The sequence below is a fragment of the Nocardia sp. BMG111209 genome (assembly GCF_000381925.1).
Classification (GTDB): domain Bacteria; phylum Actinomycetota; class Actinomycetes; order Mycobacteriales; family Mycobacteriaceae; genus Nocardia.
The window spans coordinates 104,074-126,273 of the sequence record NZ_KB907309.1 but is presented as its reverse complement, the minus strand read 5'-3'; the positions used below and the strand labels follow the sequence as shown (position 1 = coordinate 126,273).

The following is a 22,200-nucleotide window of genomic DNA, read 5'->3' as shown; positions in this document are numbered from 1 at the left end:
GTTCATGCCACCACGGTGCCCGACGCAGCGCAACGAATATCCCCCTGCATGTCGGCGGAATCCGCGGCCGGTTGCAGTGTGGACCCTGTTCCCCGGATTACCGTCGCCGCCGCGCTCCCGACAGGTGCTAACCGCTGTAGGCGGCGGCGCGAAGTCGGCGGGCCGCCTCCAGAATTCGCAGAACCGCAGAACCGGACATGCCGACCTCCGCGCCGATCGCGGCCGGGGTCCACGACTGGTCGGCGAAGGTGAGGATCTCGACGAGCTGTTCGACCGGCAGCCGGGACATTCCGCGCTGCGAGATGTCCCGGGCTACCGCCCAGATCTCCACCTCGGCGATGTCGGTGTCGAAATCGTCGCTGTCGGCGTAGAGCGTGTCGGCGGGAATCGGAAGTGGTTGTGTGACCGGCCGACTCGCCTCGGCCGTGCGTCGGCGAGCGGCCGGCTCGGAGGTGCCGCGGGCAGCCGGAGCCTCGTCGGCGGCGGGGCGATCGTTGCGTTCCCGGCGCGAGGTGCGCTCGGATTCGGCCGCCGGACGTACGTCGGCCTTCTTGCGTGCGGGCCGTTCGTCCCGCGCCGGCATCTCGAGGCCGGGAAGTGCGGCCGGTTCCGGTTGCCTGGGCGCACGTGCAGCGGACCGGGACGTGGCGGCCGGGGCAGCAGCGGTGACCAACTGTGCTCCTGCGGTGACCGGAACCTCGGGCCGCGCCGGTACGGCAACGAATTCCGGAGCAGCGGGGACGTCCACGATGGGCCCGTCCGAATCGGCCACGGAGTACTCCGCCTGCGGATAGGTGTGCCCGTTGGTCTTTCGCTCCGGGGCGGGCTCGGTCACGGCACGGCTGTCCGCGGCGAGGCCGGTGTCGGCCGATCCACCGTGAGTATCGTTGCCGCCGTTGATCACTCGGCCGTTGCGGTCGCCGTACCCCTCCCGACCGTTCCGATCGGATTCGCTGCTGCGGTTGCCATCGCGATGCGCGGACTCGCCGGTGCCGCTACCGCTGACGTCGCGGTGGTCGCCGTCGCCGGGAAGCTCGTCGTTCGCCCGAATACCGTTGCGGCCGCCGAGAATGTCGAATCCGTTGTGATCGCCGCGGCCTTCGCCCCCGTTGTGGCCAGCACCGGCGTCATGAAGGTCGTAGCCGTTGTGGCCGAGTTCGTTTCGGTGACCGTTGTGGGTGACCGGCCCGTCTGCCTGGCCGTACCCGTTGCGGCTGTCACCGGCATCAGCGAGGTCGTGCCCGTTGTGGCCGGGATCGTATCGCCGGCCGTTGTGGACGATCGACCCCTCGGTGTGGTCGTATCCGTTGCTGCTGCCGCCGACGCCGTGGATATCGTGTCCGTTGTGGCCGAGATCCTTCCGGTGGCCGTTGTTGGCGACCGGCCCGTCCGCGTGGTCGTACCCGTTCCGGGCAGCCGGTGTCCCGTTGACGCCGAGGACATTCAGCCCGTCGTGCCCGTTCCGACCGGTGCCGGTGTCGTGACCGTTCCGGACGGGGTGACCGTTGCGGGTGTCGAAGCCGTTGTAGGTGTGCCCGTTGCTGCCGCTGTGCCCGTTGCGGCTCTCGGCACTGTTGCGACCGTTCCTGCCGTTGTGTGACGGCGAACCGACCGGATCGCCCACCGGCACACGCAGTTCCGTCATCGGGATCGAATCGGTTCGCCCGGAACCGTTCCGCCGTTCGATCGGAAGATGTTCGGCGGGAGCGTGTTCGGCAGCGGAGGGCGAGGAACCGGGGTGGCCGGCGGTGGCGGCCCGAGTGGGGCCGTGATCGTCCGCTGTCACCGGGGAGTGGGAGATGTGGTGCGCGGAGAGGTCCGGTTGTTCCGGGGAAACCGTCACGGGCCAGGGCTGGGTACTCACCGGCCCGGTGTGTGCGTCGACGACCGGAGCGCCGTCGATGAGAGTGGCGTACCGTGCCGCGACCCAGGCGTGCAGCCAGATGATGACGCCGACCATGATCGGGGCGACCGCCGCCTCGGCGGCGTGGGCCATGCGGCCCGCGGCGATGTGCGGGCCGGCGTTGAGGGCGATGGTGACGCTGAGGAGGCCGATCTCCAGGAGGACGACCTTGCCGCGCGCCACGTCGCGGCCCCAGCGGGCGGCGGTGGTGGTGACGACCATGATCGTGATGATGGGGATGGAGATCATGGCCTCGAAGCCGTAGCTCAGCCAGTACAGCGGGTCGGCCATGTTGCCACTGGGGACGAGGTTGTGCTGGACGTTGACGCCGGCCCAGATCATGCCGAGGACGACGACCGCGATGAGGGCGCGTGACGACCATTCGGCGCGCCGGAACAGTTGCGCCAGACGGGCGTCGGGGCTGGAGACCCGGCGGCGGGCGGCGAGGGCGCGCCGATGCCAGTGCGCGTCGGCCTCGTCGGAGCGGCGGATCGAATCGGCGACCTTGCGATCACGCTGCTCGGAGGCGAGTTCGTTGCTGACCGCGCGCCTGCGCTGCTGCCGCCGCTGGGCCCGGATCCATTCCGCGAGTTCGCGTTCGGCCGCTATTTCGGAATCCGACATGGCTTCCAGCAGGGCCGGATCGGTTTGCAACGGCAGTTTGCCCCGGGCCGTGGCCACCCGCTGCCGTAGCTCGGCGATCTCAGAACTGCCGGCACTTCCGGACGACTGGTCGTCCACCATGGCGGGGGCCTTCCCGGAGCAGGTACAGTATCAATTATCGAAAATGTGTTCGTTCGAACATATGTGTGATCGGCAGTGAGAGTAATCCGTTACCTGTCGGTGGTCAATGCTTCCGGTGTTTCCGCAGCGTCCGAAGTACTTGTGGCGCGCCGTAATCGGCGCGGATGAGCGATTCGCGATATCGGAATTCGGGCGCGTCGTCAGCGCACGGCGACATGCCACGCCAGCGCGGCGGCGAGAGCGCCTGCGCCGTTCAGCGACCAATGCAGTGCGATCGGCGCGAGAAGGCTGCCGCTGCGCCGCCGCAGCCAGGTGAAGACGAATCCGGCGGCGCCGGTCGCCAGTACGGCGAGGGCGATGCCGGAGAGTTGCCCGGCGATTCCGCCGCCGAGAATCGCGCTCAGCCCGCGGTTGCCGGAGGTGAGCCCGACCGACGATGCGACATGCCACAGCCCGAACAGCAGGGAGCCGGCCGCGAAGACGCCGCGTGCCCCGTACGCGCGGTCGAGCGCGCCGTGCAGCACCCCGCGGAACGCGAATTCCTCGGGTATCACCGTCTGCAGCGGGATCAGCACCAGCGAGGCGAGCAGGGCGCCGGAGACGGTGGCGTACCGGTTGTTCAGGAAGAACGGCCGGGTGAACGGCAGCAGGAGGCCGAGTCCGACCCCGGCCAGTACGATTCCGGCCGCTACCAGGGCGTATTTGGTACCGCGCCGCCAGTGCCGGCGACCCAGGCCGAGCTCCGCCCAGCCGATACCCCGCAGTCGCATCAGCGCCACCAGCGCCGCCACCGCGATCGGAACGGTGATCATCCCGGCCACCGCGCCGGCGCAGTGCGCGATCAGTTCGGTGCAGGTCAGCACGACCACGACGACGATCACGTCGAGGTGGGCGCGCAAGCGGCCCGGCCGCGGCCGGGCGTCGTGACTGCTCCGAGACATCGAGCCCAGTGTACGGACGGTTGCCCGAAATCTGCCAGATCGGCCGCAAGGGGTGCGATCAGCGCATTTCGGAAATACGCACCGGATGCAGGGAAATTGCTGACTCTATACGTATATGTATACGTAGAGTGGCGGTGGGCGGGGTAGCCCGCGTCACATGTTCTGGAGAGGAAACCGCACATGTTCGCACGGCTGGGCGCTCTGGTCGTCCGAAGGCCATGGCTGACGATCGGGATCTGGGTAGTGATCGTGATCGCCGTCGCGCTGTCGGCCCCCAAGTTGACCGCCACCACCGATCAATCCGCTTTCCTGCCTTCGCATTACGAATCCATTCAGGCATTGAAGTTGCAGGAGAAGGCATTTCCGAATACCGAGGCGCCCGCGGCGATCGTCGTGTTCGAGCGGACCGACGGCGCGCCGTTGACCGATGCCGACGCCGCCTCGGTCGCCGCCGTCGCCAATCGCCTCGGCGATGCGCACATCAAGGACGTCACCGGGATCCAGGCCGTACCGCCGTCGGGCAATCGGCTGATCCAGATCGCCTCGGTGCAGATGACCAAGATCACCAGCCAGGCCGACACCCGGCAGACCGACGCGGTGAAGTCGCTGCGCACGGAACTGCAGGCCGGGATGTCCGGCACCGATCTGAAGGCGGGGATCACCGGTCAGGCCGCCCAGAGCCTGGACGCGCAGCAGTCCTCCACCAAGGGCCTGGCCATCATCGGCATCGCGACGGTCGTGCTGATCCTGGTGCTGCTGCTGATCATCTTCCGCAGTCCGGTCATCGCGCTGCTGCCGATCATCGTGATCGGCGCGGTATCCAGCGTGGCCGACGGCCTGATCGCCATGGTGAGCAAGGTGTTCGACCTCAAGATCGACAATTCGATCAGCTCGATCCTGGTGGTGGTGCTGTTCGGTGTCGGCACCGACTACATCCTGTTCCTGATGTTCCGGTTCCGAGAACGGCTGCGTGCCGGCGAGGATCCCAAGACGGCGATGATCAACGCCGTGGCCAGGGTCGGCGAGGCCATCATGTCGGCGGCGGGCGCGGTGATCATCGCGTTCATGGCGCTCACGCTGTCCACCCTGGGGCTGTTCCGGGCGATGGGCCCGGCGCTGGCCATCGCGGTGGCGGTGGCACTGGTCGCCGGCCTGACCCTGGTACCGGCGATCGTCTCGCTGCTGGGCACCAAGATCTTCTGGCCCTCGAAGGCCTGGCAGCGCCAGCCCCAGGGTTCGCGGTTCGCGGCGGTGGGCGGTGCGCTGGGCCGCAGGCCGGCGCTGTTCGCGGTGGTATCGGGCGGTCTGCTGATCGTGTTGGGCCTCTTCGCATTCGGCTTCAATCCGACCTTCGACCTGACCTCCGGATCGACCTCCAACGCCTCGGAATCCGTGGTCTACAACAAGGAGCTGCTGAAGGGCATGCCCGCCGGGGTGACCCAGCCCTCGGATGTGCTGCTCCAGGGTTCCGCACCGCTGGATCCGGCCGCGCTGCAGACCTACCGTGCGGCGCTGAGCGGGGTGCACGGCGTGGGTCAGGTGGCGGAACCGCTGCTGTCCCAGGACAAGACGGTCGCCGACTTCCGCGTCACGCTCGACTCGGCGCCGGAGTCCGATGCCGCGCTGGCCACCGTCCGCGGCCCGCTGCGCGACGCCGTGCACGCCGCGGCGCCACCGGGCACGACCGCCGTGGTGGGCGGCCTGACCTCGATCTTCGTCGATTTCCAGGCCGCGATGAACCGCGACTACTCGATCGTGTTCCCGGTGGCCGCGATCCTGATCATGATCGTGCTGGCGCTGCTGCTGCGCAGCCTCGTCGCGCCGTGGTACCTGATGGCCTCGGTGTTCCTGGGCTTCGCCGCGACCCTCGGCGCCTCGGTGCTGGTGTTCCAGCGGTTGCAGCACGAGACCGGGCTGATCTTCACGCTCCCGGTGATCATGTACCTGTTCGTGGTAGCGCTCGGTACCGACTACAACATCCTCATGGTGGCGCGGCTGCGCGAGGAGGCCCGCGACGGTAACGAGCCGAAACAGGCTGCGGCACTGGCGGTCCGGCACACCGGCCCGACGATCGCCGCGGCCGGCGTCATCCTGGCGGGCACCTTCGCCTCGATGATGCTGGCGGGTAACACCGTGCTGTCGCAGATGGGTTTCGCCATCTCGGTCGGTATCGCGATCGCGGCCTTCGTGATGGCGATGTTCTTCACGCCGGCGCTCACCGCGCTGATCGGGCACCGCGCCTGGTGGCCGGGACACGGTGACGCCCGGCGTGATCCGGAACCGGAACCGGCCGTCGTCGGCCGGCAGTGATCGGGAGCCGGGCCGCCCACCGGGCGGCCCGGCCTCCGAACAGGTGTGCATCCTGGCCGTCAGTGCGGCGCGGAGTCGCCGGATCCGGCCCACCGCAACGGATCCGCCCACGCCGCCAGCGTCCGGGTGGTCTCGAACCGCCGCGGCTCCCGCGTCACCGGATCGCTGAATTCCAGTGTCGCGGCGAGTAATTGGAGTGGACGGGTGAAATCGCCGACGGGTTTGTCGGTGAGTTCGGGATAGAAATCGTCACCCAGGATCGGGATACCGAGCGAATTCATGTGCAGCCGAAGCTGATGCGTCCGGCCGGTATGCGGAATCAGCCGGTAGAGCCCGAGCCCGTCGCGCTCCGCGAGCAATTCCACCCGTGTTTCGGCATTCGGCTCACCCTCGGTTTCGAAGGCGCGAATGATATTGCGTTCCTTGATGATCCGGCTGCGGATCGTCACCGGCAGGGACAGCCCCGGCTCGACCGGCGCCACCGCCAGATACTCCTTGTGCACCCGCCGTCGCTGGAACAGCGTCTGATACGCGCCGCGGCGCGCGGGATCGACCACGAACAGCACCAGCCCCGCGGTGGCCCGGTCCAGCCGATGGGCCGGCACCAGATCGGGCAGCTCCAGGTCGCGGCGCAACCGCACCAGCGCGGTCTCCAGGATGTGCTGACCACGCGGAATGGTCGACAGGAAATGCGGCTTGTCGATCACCAGCAGATCCGCGTCGCGGTGCACGATCGTGATCTCGAACGGCACCGCCGTCTCCTGCGGCAGGTCCCGGTGGAACCAGACGGCGCCACCCGGCAGATAGGCCGCGTCCGGCGCGATCGGCCCCTCGAGGCCGACGATGGACCCGGCGGCCAGCATCTCGTCGATCCGCCCGGCCGGCACCCGGGGCAACCGCTCGACCAGGTGGTCGCGGATGGTCGCCCACGAGCCGTCCTCGGGCAACCGCAAGCGCGCCGGGTCGAGACCGTGGCGCTTGGGGAGCGGGGGGACCTGCCTGCGTCGCATCACCTCGACGGTAGTCGCGGACCGGCCCCGGCGAGCAGCCGGTCGGCTACTTCCAGTAGCCGCGGGCCTTGATCGCCGTCTTCGGCAGCCCGTGCACGGTCTGCAGGCACTTCGAGATCGAACGGGTGGTGGCGGAGTCGCACGCGATCCAGGCGAACGCGTTCGCGGGGCAGTCGAGCTGCTCGACGTGCTCGCGCAGCAGGCGGCCGTCGTCGAGCCGCTGCACCCAGGTCACAAGGTGGTGAGGCTTGGCCCGCACCGGCAGGGAGCTGTCGGACTCGTACTGCCACTCCAGGCAGACGCGGGCGGGGACATCGCCGATCGCGTCGAGCAGCGAGTTGATCGCCGGCAGCGACGCGGTGTCGCCGAAGATCAGAAATTCGGCCGGCAGCGGCTCCGGCAGCACGAAATCCGAACCCATGACGGTGCATTCGATCTCGTCGCCGGCCGAGGCGCCGCGGGCCCAGTGCGTGGCCGGGCCGTCGTGCAGCGCGAACTCGATCCAGAACCGGTCGGATTCGGGATCCTGATCGATGATGGTGTACCCGCGATGGTGCAGAGTCTCGCTGCCCGCCTCGGGAATCCACATCCGGATGAACTGGGTGGGATGTGTCGAATGGTCCTTCAGCAGGCCGCCGCCGGCGAAGCCGATCCGCACGTACTCGTCGGTCAAGGCCTCGGTGCTCTCGACCGTGAGCCGATAGTCCTTGGCCCGCATCATCTTCAGGACGAAGCCGTTGTATCCCTTACCCATGCGGATTAGGTTAGCCTAAACAAATGAACGAGTCACTGGGCAATCGGGGTGAAATCGGCAGTGCCCGTGGGGGCGGGCCCCGGACGTCGGGCGGTGTCCGGGGCCCGGGTGATCACAGATTGCAGGGCAGGACCGCGATGCTCGCGATCGTGCACTCGGCCTCGCGGGTCAGCTTCCAGGCGCCGTCGACCTGCACCCAGGAGAGCTGGAAGTTCCACGGGTCGTAACCGTCGATGGCGGTCTGGAGTCCGGCGGTGAGCCGGTCGCCGTCGACGCCGACCGGGCCCTGGACGGACCAGCGGAAGCTCGGCGGTGCGGCGGCCATCACGGTGCCCACCTGGTCGACCAACGGGAGTCCGGCTTCGCCGGCCTCCAGTTCGGCGGCGCGAGCGCTGCGCGAGCCTCCCGGGTTGAGGACCACCTGCAGTTTGGACTGCAGTTCACCGACGCCGGGTGCGGCGGTGTGGACGAGGGGAGCTGCGCCGGCGGGGGTGGCGGCGACGGCCGCGCCGAGGATTGCGGCGCAGGTCAGAGCCGGCGCCAGAGCGCGGCGGAACGAGTCGATCATGGGCACTTCCAATCGTTTTCGGGTCGGTCGGTACCAACGGCCCGGGCTGGCACCTTCGAACAATATAAGGTAAGCCTATGCAAATAAGGTAAGCCTATGCAAAATCGGATTCCTGCCCCGAGAGGAGAACGTGTGAACACCCTGCTGGTGGTCGGCGGCGGTCCCAAGGCGATGGCCGTAGCGGCGAAGGCGCACGTGCTGCGCCGGCTCGGGCTGCCCGCGCCGCGGGTCGTGGTCGTGGAATCCCATGCGGTGGGCGGGAATTGGCTGGCCCCCGGCGGCTGGACCGACGGCCGGCACCGGCTCGGTACCAGTCCGGAGAAGGATGTCGGCTTCCCCTACCGGTCCACCTGGTCTCGCGGGCACAACCGGGCCATCGACGAGGCGATGGTCACGTTCGGCTGGCAGGCGTTCCTGATCGAGCAGGGCAGCTATGCCGAATGGATCGATCGCGGCCGGCCCAGCCCGCAACATCACCTGTGGGCCAGGTACTTACAGTGGGTCGCCGCGAAATCCGAGGTCGATCTCGTGCTCGGCACGGTCCGGCAGATCCGCCCGGCGGCCGACGGCTGGCTGGTGTCGGTCGACGGAACCGATGGCGCCACCAGCGAACTCGACGCCGACGCGGTGATGATCACCGGTCCGGGCCGCAGCCGCAGCACCCTCGCCGATCATCCGAAACTGCTGAGTATCGCGGAGTTCTGGGAGCTGGCCGGTAAGCGGCAGCTGCCGGTGTCGTCGCGGGCCGCGGTGATCGGCGGCGGCGAGACGGCGGGTTCGGCGATGGACGAGCTGATCCATCACGAGGTGCTGACCGTCTCGGTGATCTCACCGAACGCCACCCTCTACACCCGGGGCGAAAGTTATTTCGAGAACACGCTTTTCAGCGATCCCGCGCCGTGGGCCCAACTGAGTGAGGAACAGCGGCGGGATCTCATCCGCCGCACCGATCGCGGCGTGTTCTCGGTCCGGGTGCAGGAGAGTCTGCTGGCCGACAACCGGGTCCACCATCTGCGCGGCCGCGTGCTGCGCGTGGGCAACCACGGGGATGCGGTGGCGCTGGTGCTGCGCACCGGCCCACGTCCGGATCAGGTGCAGACGCACACGTTCGATCTGGTGATCGACGCCACCGGCGGTCAGCCGCTGTGGTTCCTGGAGCTGCTGGATTCCGATGCCACCGATTTGCTGGAACTCGCCGCCGGCGGCCCGCTCACCCAGGCGCGCCTGGAATCCGTGATCGACTACGACCTGTCCGTCACCGGGCTCGGCGCCAGGCTCTACCTGCCGAATCTCGCCGGAATGGCGCAGGGGCCCGGCTTTCCGAACCTCAGCTGCCTCGGCGAACTCTCGGACCGAGTGCTGCGCACGGCGTCGCGGCCGATTTCGGGCGTGACCGCGGCCGCGGTTCACCTTCGCCATGATTTAGGCTAGGCTTGCCTTAGTTAACTGGAGGTTGCAATTGCGTATCGTGTCGTTCGGCTACCAGACCTGGGGCCGCAAGACCCTGCAGGCCTTGATCGATTCCGGCCACGAGGTCGTGCTCGCGGTCACCCATCCGGCCAGCACCCAGTCGTACAAGGCCATCTGGAACGATTCGGTGGAGGAACTGGCGCGCGAACGCGGCATACCGCTGCACCTCACCGAGCGGGCCGATGCCGAGACGATCGACCTGGTCAAGCGGGCCGAACCCGATCTGATCGTGGTGAACAGCTGGTACACCTGGATGCCCGCGGAGCTGTACGCCATGCCCCCGCACGGCACCCTCAACCTGCACGATTCGCTGCTGCCGAAGTTCACCGGATTCTCGCCGGTGCTGTGGGCGATGATCAGCGGGGAGACCGAGATCGGGCTGACCGTGCATCGGATGGACGAGGAGCTCGACACCGGCGACATCCTTGTGCAGCACCGGATTCCGGTGCCACCGGGGGCGACCGGCACCGAAATGGTGCTCGCCGGAATGGAATTGATCCCGGGTGCGGTGCACGAGGCGCTGGGTCTGCTCGAGTCCGGCGCCGCCGTGTGGCGGCCGCAGGACAAGACCGAGCGCACCTACTTCCACAAGCGGTCCGACCGCGACAGTCGCATCGACTGGTCCTGGCCCGCAGTCGATCTGGAACGTTTCGTGCGCGCGCTGTCGGATCCGTATCCGCGCGCGTTCACCTGGTATCGCGGCCGGCGGATCGAGGTGCTGGCCACCACGGTGTCGACGGCCCGCTACGGCGGCACGCCGGGCCGGGTCATCGTCCAGGAGGGCGGCGGCGCGGTGGTCTGCGGGCCGGACGCCTACCGCGGCGGCAACCCGGCGCTGGTGATCACCGGCGTCCGCACCGACGACGGCGCGACCCACGCGGGGGCCGAATTCTTCGCGCGCGGGGGATATCTCACCGATTCACCGGAGTAGTTCTCCGCTTCGCAGTTTCAGGAGTTTCGCAGCAATGCCAGCACCGCTCGGATGGGTCCGGCAGTTCCACAAGCCACAATCGGCCGACCTGCCACCCTTGTTGATCTGCCCGCACGCCGGTACCGGCGCCTCCGCCTACCGGGCCTTCGCCAAAGTGTTCAGCGAACATTTCGACGTCGTCATCTTCCAATATCCCGGCCGTCAGGACCGGGCCAAGGAACCGGCTCTGCCCACAGTGCCCGCGCTCGCGCTCGGCGCCTTCGCGGATTTCGCTGCCTCGCAGCATCATCGGGGCCGTCCACTGACCGTGTTCGGGCACAGCATGGGCGCGATGGTGGGATTCGAGGTGGTGCGCGCGGCCGAGGCGGCCGGTGTGCCGGTGCGGCTGCTGGCCGCCTCGGCCGCGGTCTCGCCGGGCCGATCCGCCGAATTGCCACCGCATCCGAGCGAGGACGAGCAGATCCTCGATCATCTGGCGAGTCTCGAGGGCACCGGCGCCGAGGTGCTGGCCAGCCGCGAGATCATGCGGATGGCGCTGCCGGTGGTGAAGGCCGACTACCGGGCCTTCGACGCCTACACCTGCGCGCCGGATGTTCGGGTGCGGGCGAGGATCCATGCGTTCGGCGGCGCCGAGGATCCGTACGTGACGCCGCGCGATCTGTACGGCTGGGCCGCGCACAGCACGCAGGACACCGAGGTCACCGTCTTCGACGGCGGGCACTTCTACCTGCACGACAATGCCGCGGGCATCGCCGAACTCCTTGCCCCGCAACGGAGTGCGGCATGAGCGGTCAGGGGCCGGAGGCGGCAGCGGAGCGTCACCACGCAGGCCCCCCGCGCATGCCGAATGGTGACAGCATGACAGGGGGTGACCACGATCCCATCGTGATCGTGGGGACGGCGGTGGAGGCTCCCGGCGGCGTCGAGACTCTCGAGGATTTCTGGACGGCGCTGGCCGGTGGGCAGGAACTGATCGGCCCCTTCCCGCGCGATCGGGAATGGCCGCTGGCGCAACTGCTCTCGCTGCACGAGACCGAGGGCTGGCGCCGCGTCCGCGATGCGGGCGGATTCCTCGACGGCGCAACGGAATTCGACGCGCAGTTCTTCGGCATCACCCCGCGCGAGGCGGCGGCGATGGATCCGCAGCAGCGGGTCGGCATGCGGGTGGCCTGGCGGGCACTGGAGAACGCCGGGCTCAACCCCGGCGATCTCGACGGCGCCGAGGCCGGCTGCTACATGGGTGCGTCGTTCACCGAATACGGCCCGCCGAGCGCCGCGGTCAACGAGCACAGCGGATATCGGGCCACCGGCACCGCCCTCGGCGCGGTGGCCGGCCGGATCTCGCACGGGCTCGGCCTGATCGGGCCGTCGCTGACGGTCGATACCGCCTGCGCCTCCTCGCTGTCGGCGCTGCATCTGGCTGTCGGCGCGGTCCGCGGCGGCGAATGCGACTGGGCCCTCGCCGGTGGGGTCTGCGTGATGGGTTCGCCCGCAGCCTTCTTCGAGTTCGCGAAGAACAACGCGCTGGCCGCCGACGGGCACTGCCGGGCATATGCCGGGGACGCGACCGGCACCCTCTGGGGTGAGGGTGCCGCCGTGGTGGTGCTGGAACGGGAATCCCGGGCCCGCGCGCTCGGCCACCTGATCCACGGCCGGGTGCTGGCCACCGGCATCAACCACAACGGCAAGGGTGCGCCGCTGGCGGTGCCGAGTGCGGCCGCGCAGCAGCGGCTGATCGAGCGAACCGTTGCGGCCGCGGGCATTCCGGTCGACGCGATCGAGCTGATCGAGGGCCACGGAACCGGCACCCCGGTCGGTGACCCGCTGGAACTGACCGCGCTCGCCACGGTGTACGGGGCCCCGGGCCGCAGCCGCGGGCCGCTGCTGGGTTCGGTGAAATCCAATATCGGTCACGCACAGGCCGCTTCGGGCATGCTCGGCCTGATCAAGGTCCTGCTCTGTGGTCAGCACGGGCAGATCGCCCCCAGCCTGCACGCCGGCACCCCGACCGACGCGGTGCGGTGGTCGGACACCAGCCTGCGGCTGGCCACCGAACTCACCGACTGGCAGCCGGTCGACGGCCTCCGCTACGCGGCGGTGTCGTCCTTCGGCGTGGCCGGTACCAACGCCCACGCCATCGTCGCCATGCCGACCGGCGTCGGCCGGGAGCAGGAGGAAGCGCATGTCTGAGTATCGGCTGCCGGACGGCACCGTCCCGGTGCTGCTGTCGTCGGACACCGCCGAGGGCCTGCGCACCGAGGCCACCCGATTGGCCGCGTATCTGGCCGGGCATCCCGAGGTGTCCCCGGATGCCATGGCCGACATGCTGTTCCGCACGAGGGTCGCCCGCCGGCACCGCGCGCTCGCGATGGCCGGGAGCCGGGACGAGCTGGCCGGTGCGCTGGCCGCCGTCGCGGCGGGGGCCGAACATCCCACGGTGGTCACCGGAGTCGCCGCCGCGCGGCGCATCGCATTCGTCTTCCCCGGCCAGGGCAGTCAGCGGCCGGGGATGGGAAGGCCGTATTACGACCTGTCCGAGGCCTATCGGGCCGAGGTCGACCACTGCGCCGAGATCCATCTGGACCGGTACGGGCACGCGCAGCCGCTGCACTACCTGCTCGGCGCGGACGGCAGGTATCAGGACACCGTCTGGGAAGTCCAGCCCGCCTTGATGTTCCACATGTCCGGTCTGGCCGCGATGTGGCAGGCCGCCGGGGTGCGGCCCGCCGCGGCCGTCGGCCACAGCCAGGGTGAACTGGCCGCCGCCTCGATCGCCGGCGTGGTGACCCGCCGTGACGCCGTGCTGGCCGTGACCCATCGGGCCCGGCTGGTGGAACGCATCTCGCCGCGCGGCTATTCGATGGCGGTGCTGGGGATGGACCGCGAGGACTGTGAGGCGTTGCTGGCCCGGAATTCCGGCTGGGCCGAGCTGTCGGTGGTGAATTCGCCCAGCATCCTGGCGATCTCGGGGGACCGGGACACGATCCTCGAGATGGTGGCGGCGGCCGGCGCCGCCGGCCGGTTCGCGCGCGAGATCCGGGTCGCCTATCCGGCGCACACCTCGATCGTCGCCGAACTGCGGCCCGACTTCGAGGCGTTCCTCGGCGACGAGATGAGCAGCCGCCACTTCTACGACGGTGAAATCCCTTGCTACGGCGCCACTCTGGGCGAGGCCATCACCACCGGACTGGAGCAGGAGCGGTACTGGTACTGGAACCTGCGCAACCGGGTGCGCTTCGACCGCGCGGTCGTCGCGGCGGCCGTCGGCGGCGCCGATACCTTCATCGAGGTCGCCGAGCATCCGACGCTGCAACTGGCGGTGCAGGAGAACCTCACGCTGGTGCCGCAGGATCCGGCCCTGCCGCCGCGCGACTTCCGGGTCTTCGGCACCTCGCTGCGGACCGCCGAGAGCCTGGGCGACTTCACCCGCAACCTGGCGGCGGTGGCCGTGCACGACAGCGGATATCGCTGGCAAGCGCTGCGCACCGGCGGTTCGGTCCGGTTGCCGCTGCGGGACTTCCCGAATACGGTGATGAACCCGCAGCGCCTCTGGGCCGCGGCGGGAACGACTGCGGCCGAACCGGTTACGCGCGCAGCGCGGCCGTGGCCGCTGCGCCTGGCCGAGCAGTGGGTCCGGCTGGAACGGCGCAGCCTGGTCGCGCCGCGGGCACTGCTGGTGGTCGACCACACCGGCACCCACGCGGCGCTGGCCGATGCGCTCTGCGCGGCGGCCGACAGATACGGCGCCGGCGCACAACAGGTTTCGGACGCCACTGCGGCGGGCGACTACGACACCGTCCTGGTGCTCGCGCCGGAACTGCCCGACCTGGACGGCCCGGACGCGATCGAGGCGGTCGCGGACTTCTTCGGAGCCGACTGGCTGCCGGACCTCACCGGCGTCCGCGACTGCTGGCTGGTCACGGTCGGCGGCGAGACCGTCGAGGACACCGATCCGGCCCCGCACCAGGTGCACGGCGCCCTGCCGGCGGGCTTCCGCTGCATCGGCATGGAACATCTCAGCATCGCCTTCCGGCATCTGGATCTGGCTGCCGGGCAAGCGGATCCGGCCGCCGCGATCGTGCGCGCCGTCCACGTGAAGGACGAGCCGGAACTCGCTCTGCGCGGGTCGGGGATCTATGCCAAGCGGTTGGTGCCGGATCGGGCCGAGACCGCCGGGCTCGGTGAAACCGGCACGGCTGTGGCCGGTGAGCCCAGCCCCGACGAGGCTGCGAGCGGCGCTGCGTCGGAAACCGCCGATGGGACGACCGTATCCGCGGGCCGCGAAACCGGCTCGGTGGGGCCGGAATCGGCTGCGGCGAGCGGCGCGACCGACCTCGACCACGTCGTGATCGTCGGCGGCACGGGCACTCTCGGGATGGTCTTCACCGAGCACTACGCGCAGGCGGGGGCCGGTCGCATCACATTGCTGAGCCGGTCCGGGGAGACCCCGCAGATCACCCGGCGGCTGCGCGGCGTGCGGCGATCCGGCACCGAGATCGTGGTGGCGGCCTGCGATGTCACCGATCGGGCCGCGGTGGCCGAACTCGCGGTCGCGCTCGCGGATCGGCCCGCGAGCCTGATCGTGCACTCGGCGGTCAACTACGTGCGCGCCGAACTGGCCGACGTGACCGCCGAGAAGGCCAGGGAGATGGCCGGTTCCAAGATCTACGGCACCGATGCGGTGCTGCGGCACGTGCCCCGCACCGCGGATTGCCGGATCGTGTTGTGCTCCTCGGCCGCCGCCACATTCGGCGGCCGCGGTCAGGTGCTCTACGCGACGGTCAACCGGATGCTGGACGTACTCGCCCAGCGGCTGCGGGCCGACGGTGTCGACGCGGTGGCGGTGCAATGGGGTCTCTGGGATCTGGAGGGCCCGCTGCACGCGGTCGGTGTAGCCCCGGTGGAGGCCGCCGGTGTGGTCGCGATGGCGCCGGAGCAGGCGCTGGCGGTCGGACTGACCACCCACGCCGATCGGCCCGGCGCCGGCAATCGCCTGGTGGCCGCGGCGAATTGGGCCGAGGTGCGCGCGGTGATCTCCGCGATCGGCGCGGGTCCGCTGCTCGAGCTGATCCCGGCGGAGCCGGTGGCCGAACCCGAACCGGAACCCGTGGCGGCCGAGCCCGAACCGGCGGCGGCCCCCGCACCCGAGGCGGAACAGCCGCCCGCGACGCGGTTGTCGGATCAGCTGCGCCGGGAACTCGGCGCGGTCATGGGCACCGGCGGCGACACCCTGGACTCGTCGCTGCCGCTGGTGGCGCTCGGCCTGGATTCGTTGCAGGCGTTGGATTTCCGCAAGCGCGTACAGGCCCGGCTGCATCGTGATCTGCCGGTGGCGGCCATTCTCGGCGGCGCCTCACTGGACGATGTGCTGCGCCTGCTGGCGAGCGCCTCGTGACCGGACCCGATACCGCACAGACGTTCCGGCCCGCCCGGCTGGAGGAGGGAAGACCCCAGGTGATGTCCCACGATGGCACCGAAGCGACGGACCGGGCGGCGCTGCGCAGGGAGTTGCTGCGCCGCCGGATGGCCGAGAGTGGCCTCGCCGCGGCCGATTCCGCGACATCGGCGCCGCGGCGCCGGCACACCGGCGACCGGCTGCCGCTGTCGGCCGGGCAGCGCCGGCTGTGGTTCCTGCAGACCCGCGATCCGGACGACACCACGCTGAACATCTGTGTCGCCTACCGGCTCACCGGCCCCGTCGAGGCCGACCGGCTGCGCGCCGCGATCGATACGGTGGTCGACCGGCACGAGATCCTGCGCACCACCTACGGTCTCGGGGACGACGGCACGCCGTACCAGATCGTGCGCGACCGGCTGCCGGTCGACTGGTCCACCCACGACCTGTCCGGGCTGGCCGATACGAGCCGGGACCGCCGCCTGGAGGTGCTGACCCGGCGCGAGTTCGGGCGGCCGTTCGACCTCGCCGCGCAGTCACCACTGCGGATCGCGTTGATCGACATGGGTGTTCGGGAGTCCGGCGGGCAACGGGAATTCGCGCTGGTCCTCGTGGTGCACCACATCTGCTGGGACGACGACTCCTGGGCGGTGTTCTTCGCCGAGCTGAACGCCGCCTACCGCGGCGACGAGATCCTCGCGCCGGGAACGCAGTTCGCCGATATCGAGACCGCCGAGCCGGAGGCCGCCGGTCTCGACTACTGGCGCCGCACCCTGCGGCCGCTGCCGGAGGCGCTGGAACTGCCCGGCCGCCCCGCGGCCGAGGCGCGCCAGGCCGACCGCCGCCGGATCGCGCTGCCCGCCGCGCTGACCGGCCGGGTGCAGACCTTCGCCCGCGATCACGCCGCGACGCCGTTCATGGTGCTGCTGGCCGCATTCCAGGCCGTGGTCAACCGCTACACCGCCACCGCCGACTTCCTGATCTCGGTCCCGGTGACGGTGCGCCGCACCGCCGCGGCCGAGGCCCTGATCGGATACTTCGGCAACACCCTGCTGGTGCGCGCGGACGTGGCCGCGGAGGCGAGTTTCACCACGCTCGTCGACCGGGTCCGGGAGACCTCCCTCGGCGCGTTCGCCCACCAGGACGTGGGTATCGATCATGTGGTGCGCGAGGCGAATCCGGATCGGCACAGTGGCCGTGACGGCCTGCAGCAGCTGGTCCGGCTGGGCTTCAGCGTGCGCAAGAGCGCCGTCGGATTCGACCTACCGGATGTGACCGCCGCGCAACTGGAATTCGGCAGCCCGGTCGCGCAGGTCTCGCTGGGCCTGATGGTGGTCCTCGACGACGCCGGGGCCACTGTCGAGGCCGAATACCTGGTCGGCGAACTGGATTCCGCCGTCGTGGACCAGCTGCTGGGGCACTACGTCCGATTCCTGGACAGCGCGCTGACCGAACCCACGGTCCGGCTGCGCGATCTCGACATGCTCGGCGCCGACGACCGCGCCACCATCCTCGCCCGCGCACAGGGTCCGGTCGTGGCGGCGCCCGACACCACCCTGGTGGCGCTGTTCGAGAATCGGGTTGCGGCGGAACCGGATTCGCTCGCCGTGGTCGCGCCCCGGCCGGACGGCCCCGATCTGCACCTGACCTACCGCGACCTGGATCGCCGCGCGAACCGGCTGGCGCACCGGCTGATCCGCGGCGGAATCGGTACCGAGGACATCGTCGGGCTGCGCCTGTCGAATTCGGTGGAGTTCGTGGTCGGCCTGCTCGCGGTGCTGAAGTCCGGCGCCGGTTATCTGCCCATCGATCCCGCCTATCCGGCGGACCGCATCGACTATCTGGTCGCCGACGCGCATCCGGCGCTCGTGCTGGACGGCGGCGAATTCGCTGCGGCGGAGGCGGCATCCGCCGGGCTGCCGGACACCGCTCCCACCGACGCCGATCGGCTGCGACCGCTGCGGCCGGGCAACCTCGCGTACGTGATCTACACCTCGGGCTCCACCGGGCGTCCGAAGGGCGTGCCGGTGCCGCATCACGCGATCGCCGAACATCTGGAGGGGTTCACCGCCGAATGGGGGATGACCGCCGCCGACCGATTGCTGCAGTCGTCGTCGGTGAGTTTCGACGCGTCGCTGCTGGACATCTACGTCACCTTCACCGTCGGTGCCTGCCTGGTGATCCCGAAACCCGATGCGTTCCGGGACATTCCGTACGTGGCCGAGGTGATCACCCGGTGCGGCGTCACGGTGCTGCACATGGTGCCGTCCATGCTCAGCACCTTCCTGCTGCTGCCGGAGGTGAGCACCTGGCGCGCGCTGCGGCACGTGCCGGTCGGCGGCGAGGCCCTGCCGGGCGAGGTGGCCGACCGCTTCGCCGGCATCTTCGACGCCGAACTGCGTAATCACTACGGCCCCACCGAGGCGGTCGTCTGCGCCACCCATATGCCGGTCGAGGGGCCGCAGGGCACCGGCATCGTGCCGATCGGCGTCCCCAACCGCAACGTCTTCGCCTGTCTGCTGGATGCCGCGCTGCATCCGGTCCCGGACGGCGTGGTCGGCGAGATCTACCTGGGCGGCGAGCAATTGGCGCGCGGCTACCTGAATCGGCCGGGACTGTCGGCCGAACGGTTCGTCGCCGACCCGTTCCACGCCGGCGCGCGGCTGTATCGCACCGGCGACCTCGCGCGGCGAAACGCCACGGGGGCCATCGAATTCGTCGGCCGCGCCGACGAACAGGTGAAGGTGCGCGGATTCCGGATCGAACTGGGTGAGGTGGAGGCCGCGATCGGCAGCCATCCCGCCGTGGGCCACTGCGTGGTGATCGCCGTCGCCGACGCGGCGGTGGGTGCCATGCTGGCGGCGTACGTGGTACCGGCGGCCGGCTGGGTGCCCGATATCGGCGAGGTGCGCGCGCACGCGGCCGCGACCCTGCCGGACTACATGGTGCCCGCGGCCTTCGCGGTGATCGACGAGATCCCGTTGACCGTGCACGGCAAACTCGACCGGCGCGCACTGCCACAGCCGCAGCGCGCCGACACCCGGCGCTACCGGGAACCGGCCTCCGCCACGGAGATCCGGCTCGCGGCGCTCTACGGTGAGATCTTCGGCCGCGAGCGGATCGGCGCCGACGACTCGTTCTTCGAGCTGGGCGGCCACTCGCTGCTGGCGACCCGGCTGATCGTGTTGATCCGTAACGAGTTCGGCGTGCAACTGGATGTGCGGGCCCCGTTCGACCATCCGACGGTGGCCGGACTGGCCGCCGTGCTGGAGACCGCGCCCGCCGCCACCGCCCCGGCCCGGCCGGCGCTGGTGAAACGCGCTCACCCCGACCGCATTCCACTGACCTCCTCGCAGCTGGCGCTCTGGTTCGAGCGAAAGCTGGAGGGGCCCAGCGCGATCGGCAACATCGCCTTCGCGGTGCGGCTGGACGGCGCGCTGGATCTCGGCCTGCTCACCGCCGCGCTCGGCGACGTGGTGGCGCGACACGACGCGCTGCGCACCGTCTTCGGCGAGGCCGACGGCGTGCCGTATCAGACGGCGCTACCCGCCGGGCCGATCCCGCTGCCGGTCACCGCACTCGACGATCCGCAGCGGCTGCGCGCCGAACTGGCCGCCGCCGGACAGCATTGCTTCGAGCTGTCCGGTACGCCGCTGCTGCGGCCGCGGATCTTCCGGCTGGACACCGAAACACATGTGCTGTCCCTGCTGGTGCACCACCTGATCGCCGATCACGCCTCGTTCCGGACCATCCTGACCGATCTGGCCGCCGCCTACCGGGCACGGGCCGCCGGACAGGCGCCGGACTGGTCCCCGTTGCCGGTGGACTACGCGGATTACGCACTGTGGCAACGGGATACCGCCGCCGACAGCGGAGCCGACCTGGACTACTGGCGTACCCGGCTGGCCGGACTGCCGGCGGAACTCACCGCCGGCGCCGACCATCCGCGACCCGCGGTACTCGGCAAGAACGGCCACGTGGTGCCGTTCACCGTGCCCGCCGCGCTACGGCAGCGGCTGCGGACCCTGGCGGAGACCGCGGGTGCGTCGGAATTCATGCTCTACCAAGCCGCCGTTGTGGCCCTCCTGCACGGACTCGGTGCGGGCGTGGACATTCCGCTGGGTACACCGGTCGCGGGTCGCGACGATCCGGCGGCGGCGGATCTGGTCGGCCTGCTGGCGAACATGGTGGTGCTGCGCAACGACCTGTCCGGGGATCCGACGCTGCGGACGGTCCTGGACCGTGCCCGCTCGGCCGCGCTGACCGCCTACGGTCATCAGCACGTACCGCTCGAGCGGGTGGTCGAGGCGGTGAACCCGCCGCGCTCGCGGTCCCGGAACCCGCTGTTCCAGGCCATGATGCACTTCCGTGAGGAGGATTGGACCAGCGCCGGAATCGGTTTCGGGTCCGCCGCGGCGACCGTACTGCCGCTGGACTTCGACGTCTCGCTGCTGGACCTCAGCATCAACTTCTTCGCCGGTGCCGGCGGCGGATTCGACGCGAGCGTCATCGTCAACACCGACCTGTACCTGCCGATCACCGGTGAACTGCTGGCCCAGCGGATGCTGGGCGTGCTGCGCGACTTCGCCGAGGACCTCGACCGGCCGCTGCACGAACTCGAGGTGTTCACGCCGGGCGAGCGGGAGCGGCTGACCGGCGAATGGGCCGACGGCGTCCGCCTCGCCGATCACCCGGATCCGGCCGAGATCCTGCGTGGTGCAAGCGATCTGCCGCCGGAGCGGATTGCCGTGCGCTGTGGGGACGAAACCCTGACCTACGCTGCCCTTTTCGCAGCCCCAGCCGCAGCCGATGTCGCAGCGGCAGCCCCAGCCGATGTCGCAGCCGCAGCGGATGTCGCAGCCGAGGTCGAGATCGCGGCCGAGATCGGTGAGGTTGCGACGGCTGCCGGGATTGCCGCCCTGCTCGCCGCGCTGAATCGCACGGCCGATGACGGACGTCCGTTGATGCTCACCGGCGATACCGCCGAATCGATGTCCTACGACCGGAATGCGCTCGCCGCCGCGGTGGCGGATCGGCGTGCGGTCGCGGCCGAGCGCAGCCCGGCCGCCGAATTCCGCGGCATCGCAGACGATGTCCGGTTGATCGCCGCCCCGTGGCCCAGTGCCGAGATCGCGGTGGAACTGCTCGCCGCCGTCGCCGACGGCGCCACCCTCGTGGTCGCCACCGAGGCGGAACGCGAGGATCCCGCCGCCCTGGTGGAACTGATCGGCACGCTCGGGGTCACCCATGTGGTCGCCGATACGGCGATCCCGGCCCGATTCGTGCACACCGGCATCTCGGTGCTGCCATCGGTGCTGCGCTGGGACCTGCACGGAACCTCATGGCCCGCAGCGCTTCCCGACCTGCTCCCGGCCCTGTCCGCCGACTCGATCGCCACCTTCGGCTACCTGGTACCCGGCTACGCGGGTCCGGTGGCCCGGGGCCCGCTCGCCGATCTCCGGTGCGCGCGGCCGACTTCCGGTGCGCGCGTGGTCATCCTGGACGACCGGCTCCGCCCGGTCCCCGTCGGTGTGCCGGGCGATATCCACATCGGCGGATCCGCACTGGCAGCCGACGATTCGCCGGCCTTGTCCGGCCGCCTGATCGCCGACCCGTTCCGCGCCGACGGTCTGCTGCTGCGCACCGGCGACCGCGGTCGCCGAACCGCGGACGGTGCGCTGGTGCCGGGCACGGAGGCCACCGCGGAAACCGTTGCGGCCGTGCGCCGGGAGCCCGGCGACGACACGGGCACCGAGGCCCGCCTGAGCGCGCTCCTCGCGGAACTGCTGGAACTCGACGACGACACCGTCACCACCGACGACAACTTCTTCGCCCTCGGCGGGGACAGCGTGATCTCGCTGCAATGGTCGGTGCGGGCCGCGGAGGCCGGACTGCCGCTGACCCCGCAGATGGTGTTCGAGTACATGACAATCGGCGAACTGGCGGTCGCCGTGGACGAGGCGCTCGCGGCAGGGGAACAACCCGACCTCACAAACCTCGCCGACCCGGCCGCCGATCCGGCCCCGGCCGCGGAACCGGCGCCGGAGCACTCCCCGATGAGCCTGTCCGGCCTCGACGCGGGTGCGCTGAGCGCATTGGGCGCCGCCTGGAAGGCGTCGCGTTGAGCCGCCCGACGACCTGTCACCCAACGGTGCGCGACGGAAAAGGAAGCCG

At 70.1% G+C, this 22,200-nt stretch carries 12 protein-coding genes; 7 read left to right on the top strand and 5 right to left on the bottom strand.

Annotated elements, in window-relative coordinates:
• Nucleotides 1–127 precede the first annotated feature (127 nt).
• Both G361_RS47475 and G361_RS0131820 read right to left on the bottom strand, forming a co-directional pair.
• Nucleotides 128–2,647 carry a hypothetical protein gene (locus G361_RS47475; protein WP_052172938.1) on the bottom strand — a complete coding sequence of 840 codons (2,520 nt, stop codon included), beginning with the start codon at nucleotides 2,645–2,647 and terminating at the stop codon, nucleotides 128–130.
• Nucleotides 2,648–2,847: 200 nt separating this feature from the next.
• Entirely contained in the window at nucleotides 2,848–3,588 is a 741-nt protein-coding gene (locus G361_RS0131820; RefSeq protein WP_026343746.1) for a CPBP family intramembrane glutamic endopeptidase, read from the bottom strand.
• A gap of 180 nt (nucleotides 3,589–3,768) precedes the next feature.
• On the opposite strand from G361_RS0131820, the gene G361_RS45630 reads away from it, so the two are divergent.
• On the top strand, nucleotides 3,769–5,898 hold the full coding sequence (locus tag G361_RS45630; protein ID WP_052172937.1) for an MMPL family transporter: 2,130 nt from the start codon (nucleotides 3,769–3,771) through the stop codon (nucleotides 5,896–5,898).
• A 59-nt stretch (nucleotides 5,899–5,957) separates the two neighbouring features.
• On the opposite strand, the gene G361_RS0131810 is transcribed toward G361_RS45630, so the two are convergent.
• From G361_RS0131810 to G361_RS0131800, 3 genes are all read right to left on the bottom strand, one after another.
• The gene (locus G361_RS0131810) at nucleotides 5,958–6,908 is read right to left on the bottom strand and encodes an RluA family pseudouridine synthase (protein ID WP_026343745.1); all 951 of its coding nucleotides are present in this window, start codon (nucleotides 6,906–6,908) and stop codon (nucleotides 5,958–5,960) included.
• Between the two features lie 46 nt (nucleotides 6,909–6,954).
• The gene (locus G361_RS0131805) at nucleotides 6,955–7,662 is read right to left on the bottom strand and encodes a siderophore-interacting protein (RefSeq protein ID WP_019931185.1); all 708 of its coding nucleotides are present in this window, start codon (nucleotides 7,660–7,662) and stop codon (nucleotides 6,955–6,957) included.
• Nucleotides 7,663–7,774: 112 nt separating this feature from the next.
• Nucleotides 7,775–8,230, bottom strand: coding sequence for a hypothetical protein (locus G361_RS0131800; RefSeq protein ID WP_019931184.1), 456 nt, complete (start codon nucleotides 8,228–8,230; stop codon nucleotides 7,775–7,777).
• 132 nt (nucleotides 8,231–8,362) lie between these two features.
• On the opposite strand from G361_RS0131800, the gene G361_RS0131795 reads away from it, so the two are divergent.
• From G361_RS0131795 to G361_RS45625, 6 genes are all read left to right on the top strand, one after another.
• The gene (locus G361_RS0131795) at nucleotides 8,363–9,661 is read left to right on the top strand and encodes a SidA/IucD/PvdA family monooxygenase (protein WP_019931183.1); all 1,299 of its coding nucleotides are present in this window, start codon (nucleotides 8,363–8,365) and stop codon (nucleotides 9,659–9,661) included.
• A 28-nt stretch (nucleotides 9,662–9,689) separates the two neighbouring features.
• Nucleotides 9,690–10,631 (top strand): methionyl-tRNA formyltransferase, encoded by a 942-nt coding sequence (locus G361_RS0131790; protein ID WP_026343744.1) that lies wholly within the window; start codon nucleotides 9,690–9,692, stop codon nucleotides 10,629–10,631.
• A 34-nt stretch (nucleotides 10,632–10,665) separates the two neighbouring features.
• Nucleotides 10,666–11,418, top strand: a complete 753-nt coding sequence (locus G361_RS0131785; RefSeq protein WP_019931181.1) for a thioesterase II family protein — start codon at nucleotides 10,666–10,668, stop codon at nucleotides 11,416–11,418.
• Between the two features lie 71 nt (nucleotides 11,419–11,489).
• Nucleotides 11,490–12,821, top strand: a complete 1,332-nt coding sequence (locus tag G361_RS0131780; RefSeq protein ID WP_019931180.1) for a polyketide synthase — start codon at nucleotides 11,490–11,492, stop codon at nucleotides 12,819–12,821.
• Entirely contained in the window at nucleotides 12,814–16,026 is a 3,213-nt protein-coding gene (gene nbtC / locus G361_RS0131775) for a nocobactin polyketide synthase NbtC (RefSeq protein WP_019931179.1), read from the top strand. Before G361_RS0131780 ends, nbtC begins: the two co-directional genes overlap by 8 nt.
• 62 nt (nucleotides 16,027–16,088) lie before the next feature.
• A complete protein-coding gene (locus G361_RS45625) occupies nucleotides 16,089–22,151 on the top strand; it encodes an amino acid adenylation domain-containing protein (RefSeq protein WP_369798029.1) in 6,063 nt (2,020 codons plus the stop codon).
• Nucleotides 22,152–22,200: the final 49 nt, after the last annotated feature.

Bases quoted from the DNA above. Each gene is read 5' to 3' on its own strand.
- G361_RS47475 (WP_052172938.1), bottom strand. From the start codon at position 2,647: ATGGTGGACGACCAGTCGTCCGGAAGTGCCGGCAGTTCTGAGATCGCC.
- G361_RS0131820 (WP_026343746.1), bottom strand. From the start codon at position 3,588: ATGTCTCGGAGCAGTCACGACGCCCGGCCGCGGCCGGGCCGCTTGCGC.
- G361_RS45630 (WP_052172937.1), top strand. From the start codon at position 3,769: ATGTTCGCACGGCTGGGCGCTCTGGTCGTCCGAAGGCCATGGCTGACG.
- G361_RS0131810 (WP_026343745.1), bottom strand. From the start codon at position 6,908: ATGCGACGCAGGCAGGTCCCCCCGCTCCCCAAGCGCCACGGTCTCGAC.
- G361_RS0131805 (WP_019931185.1), bottom strand. From the start codon at position 7,662: ATGGGTAAGGGATACAACGGCTTCGTCCTGAAGATGATGCGGGCCAAG.
- G361_RS0131800 (WP_019931184.1), bottom strand. From the start codon at position 8,230: ATGATCGACTCGTTCCGCCGCGCTCTGGCGCCGGCTCTGACCTGCGCC.
- G361_RS0131785 (WP_019931181.1), top strand. From the start codon at position 10,666: ATGCCAGCACCGCTCGGATGGGTCCGGCAGTTCCACAAGCCACAATCG.
- G361_RS0131780 (WP_019931180.1), top strand. From the start codon at position 11,490: ATGACAGGGGGTGACCACGATCCCATCGTGATCGTGGGGACGGCGGTG.
- nbtC (WP_019931179.1), top strand. From the start codon at position 12,814: ATGTCTGAGTATCGGCTGCCGGACGGCACCGTCCCGGTGCTGCTGTCG.
- G361_RS45625 (WP_369798029.1), top strand. From the start codon at position 16,089: ATGTCCCACGATGGCACCGAAGCGACGGACCGGGCGGCGCTGCGCAGG.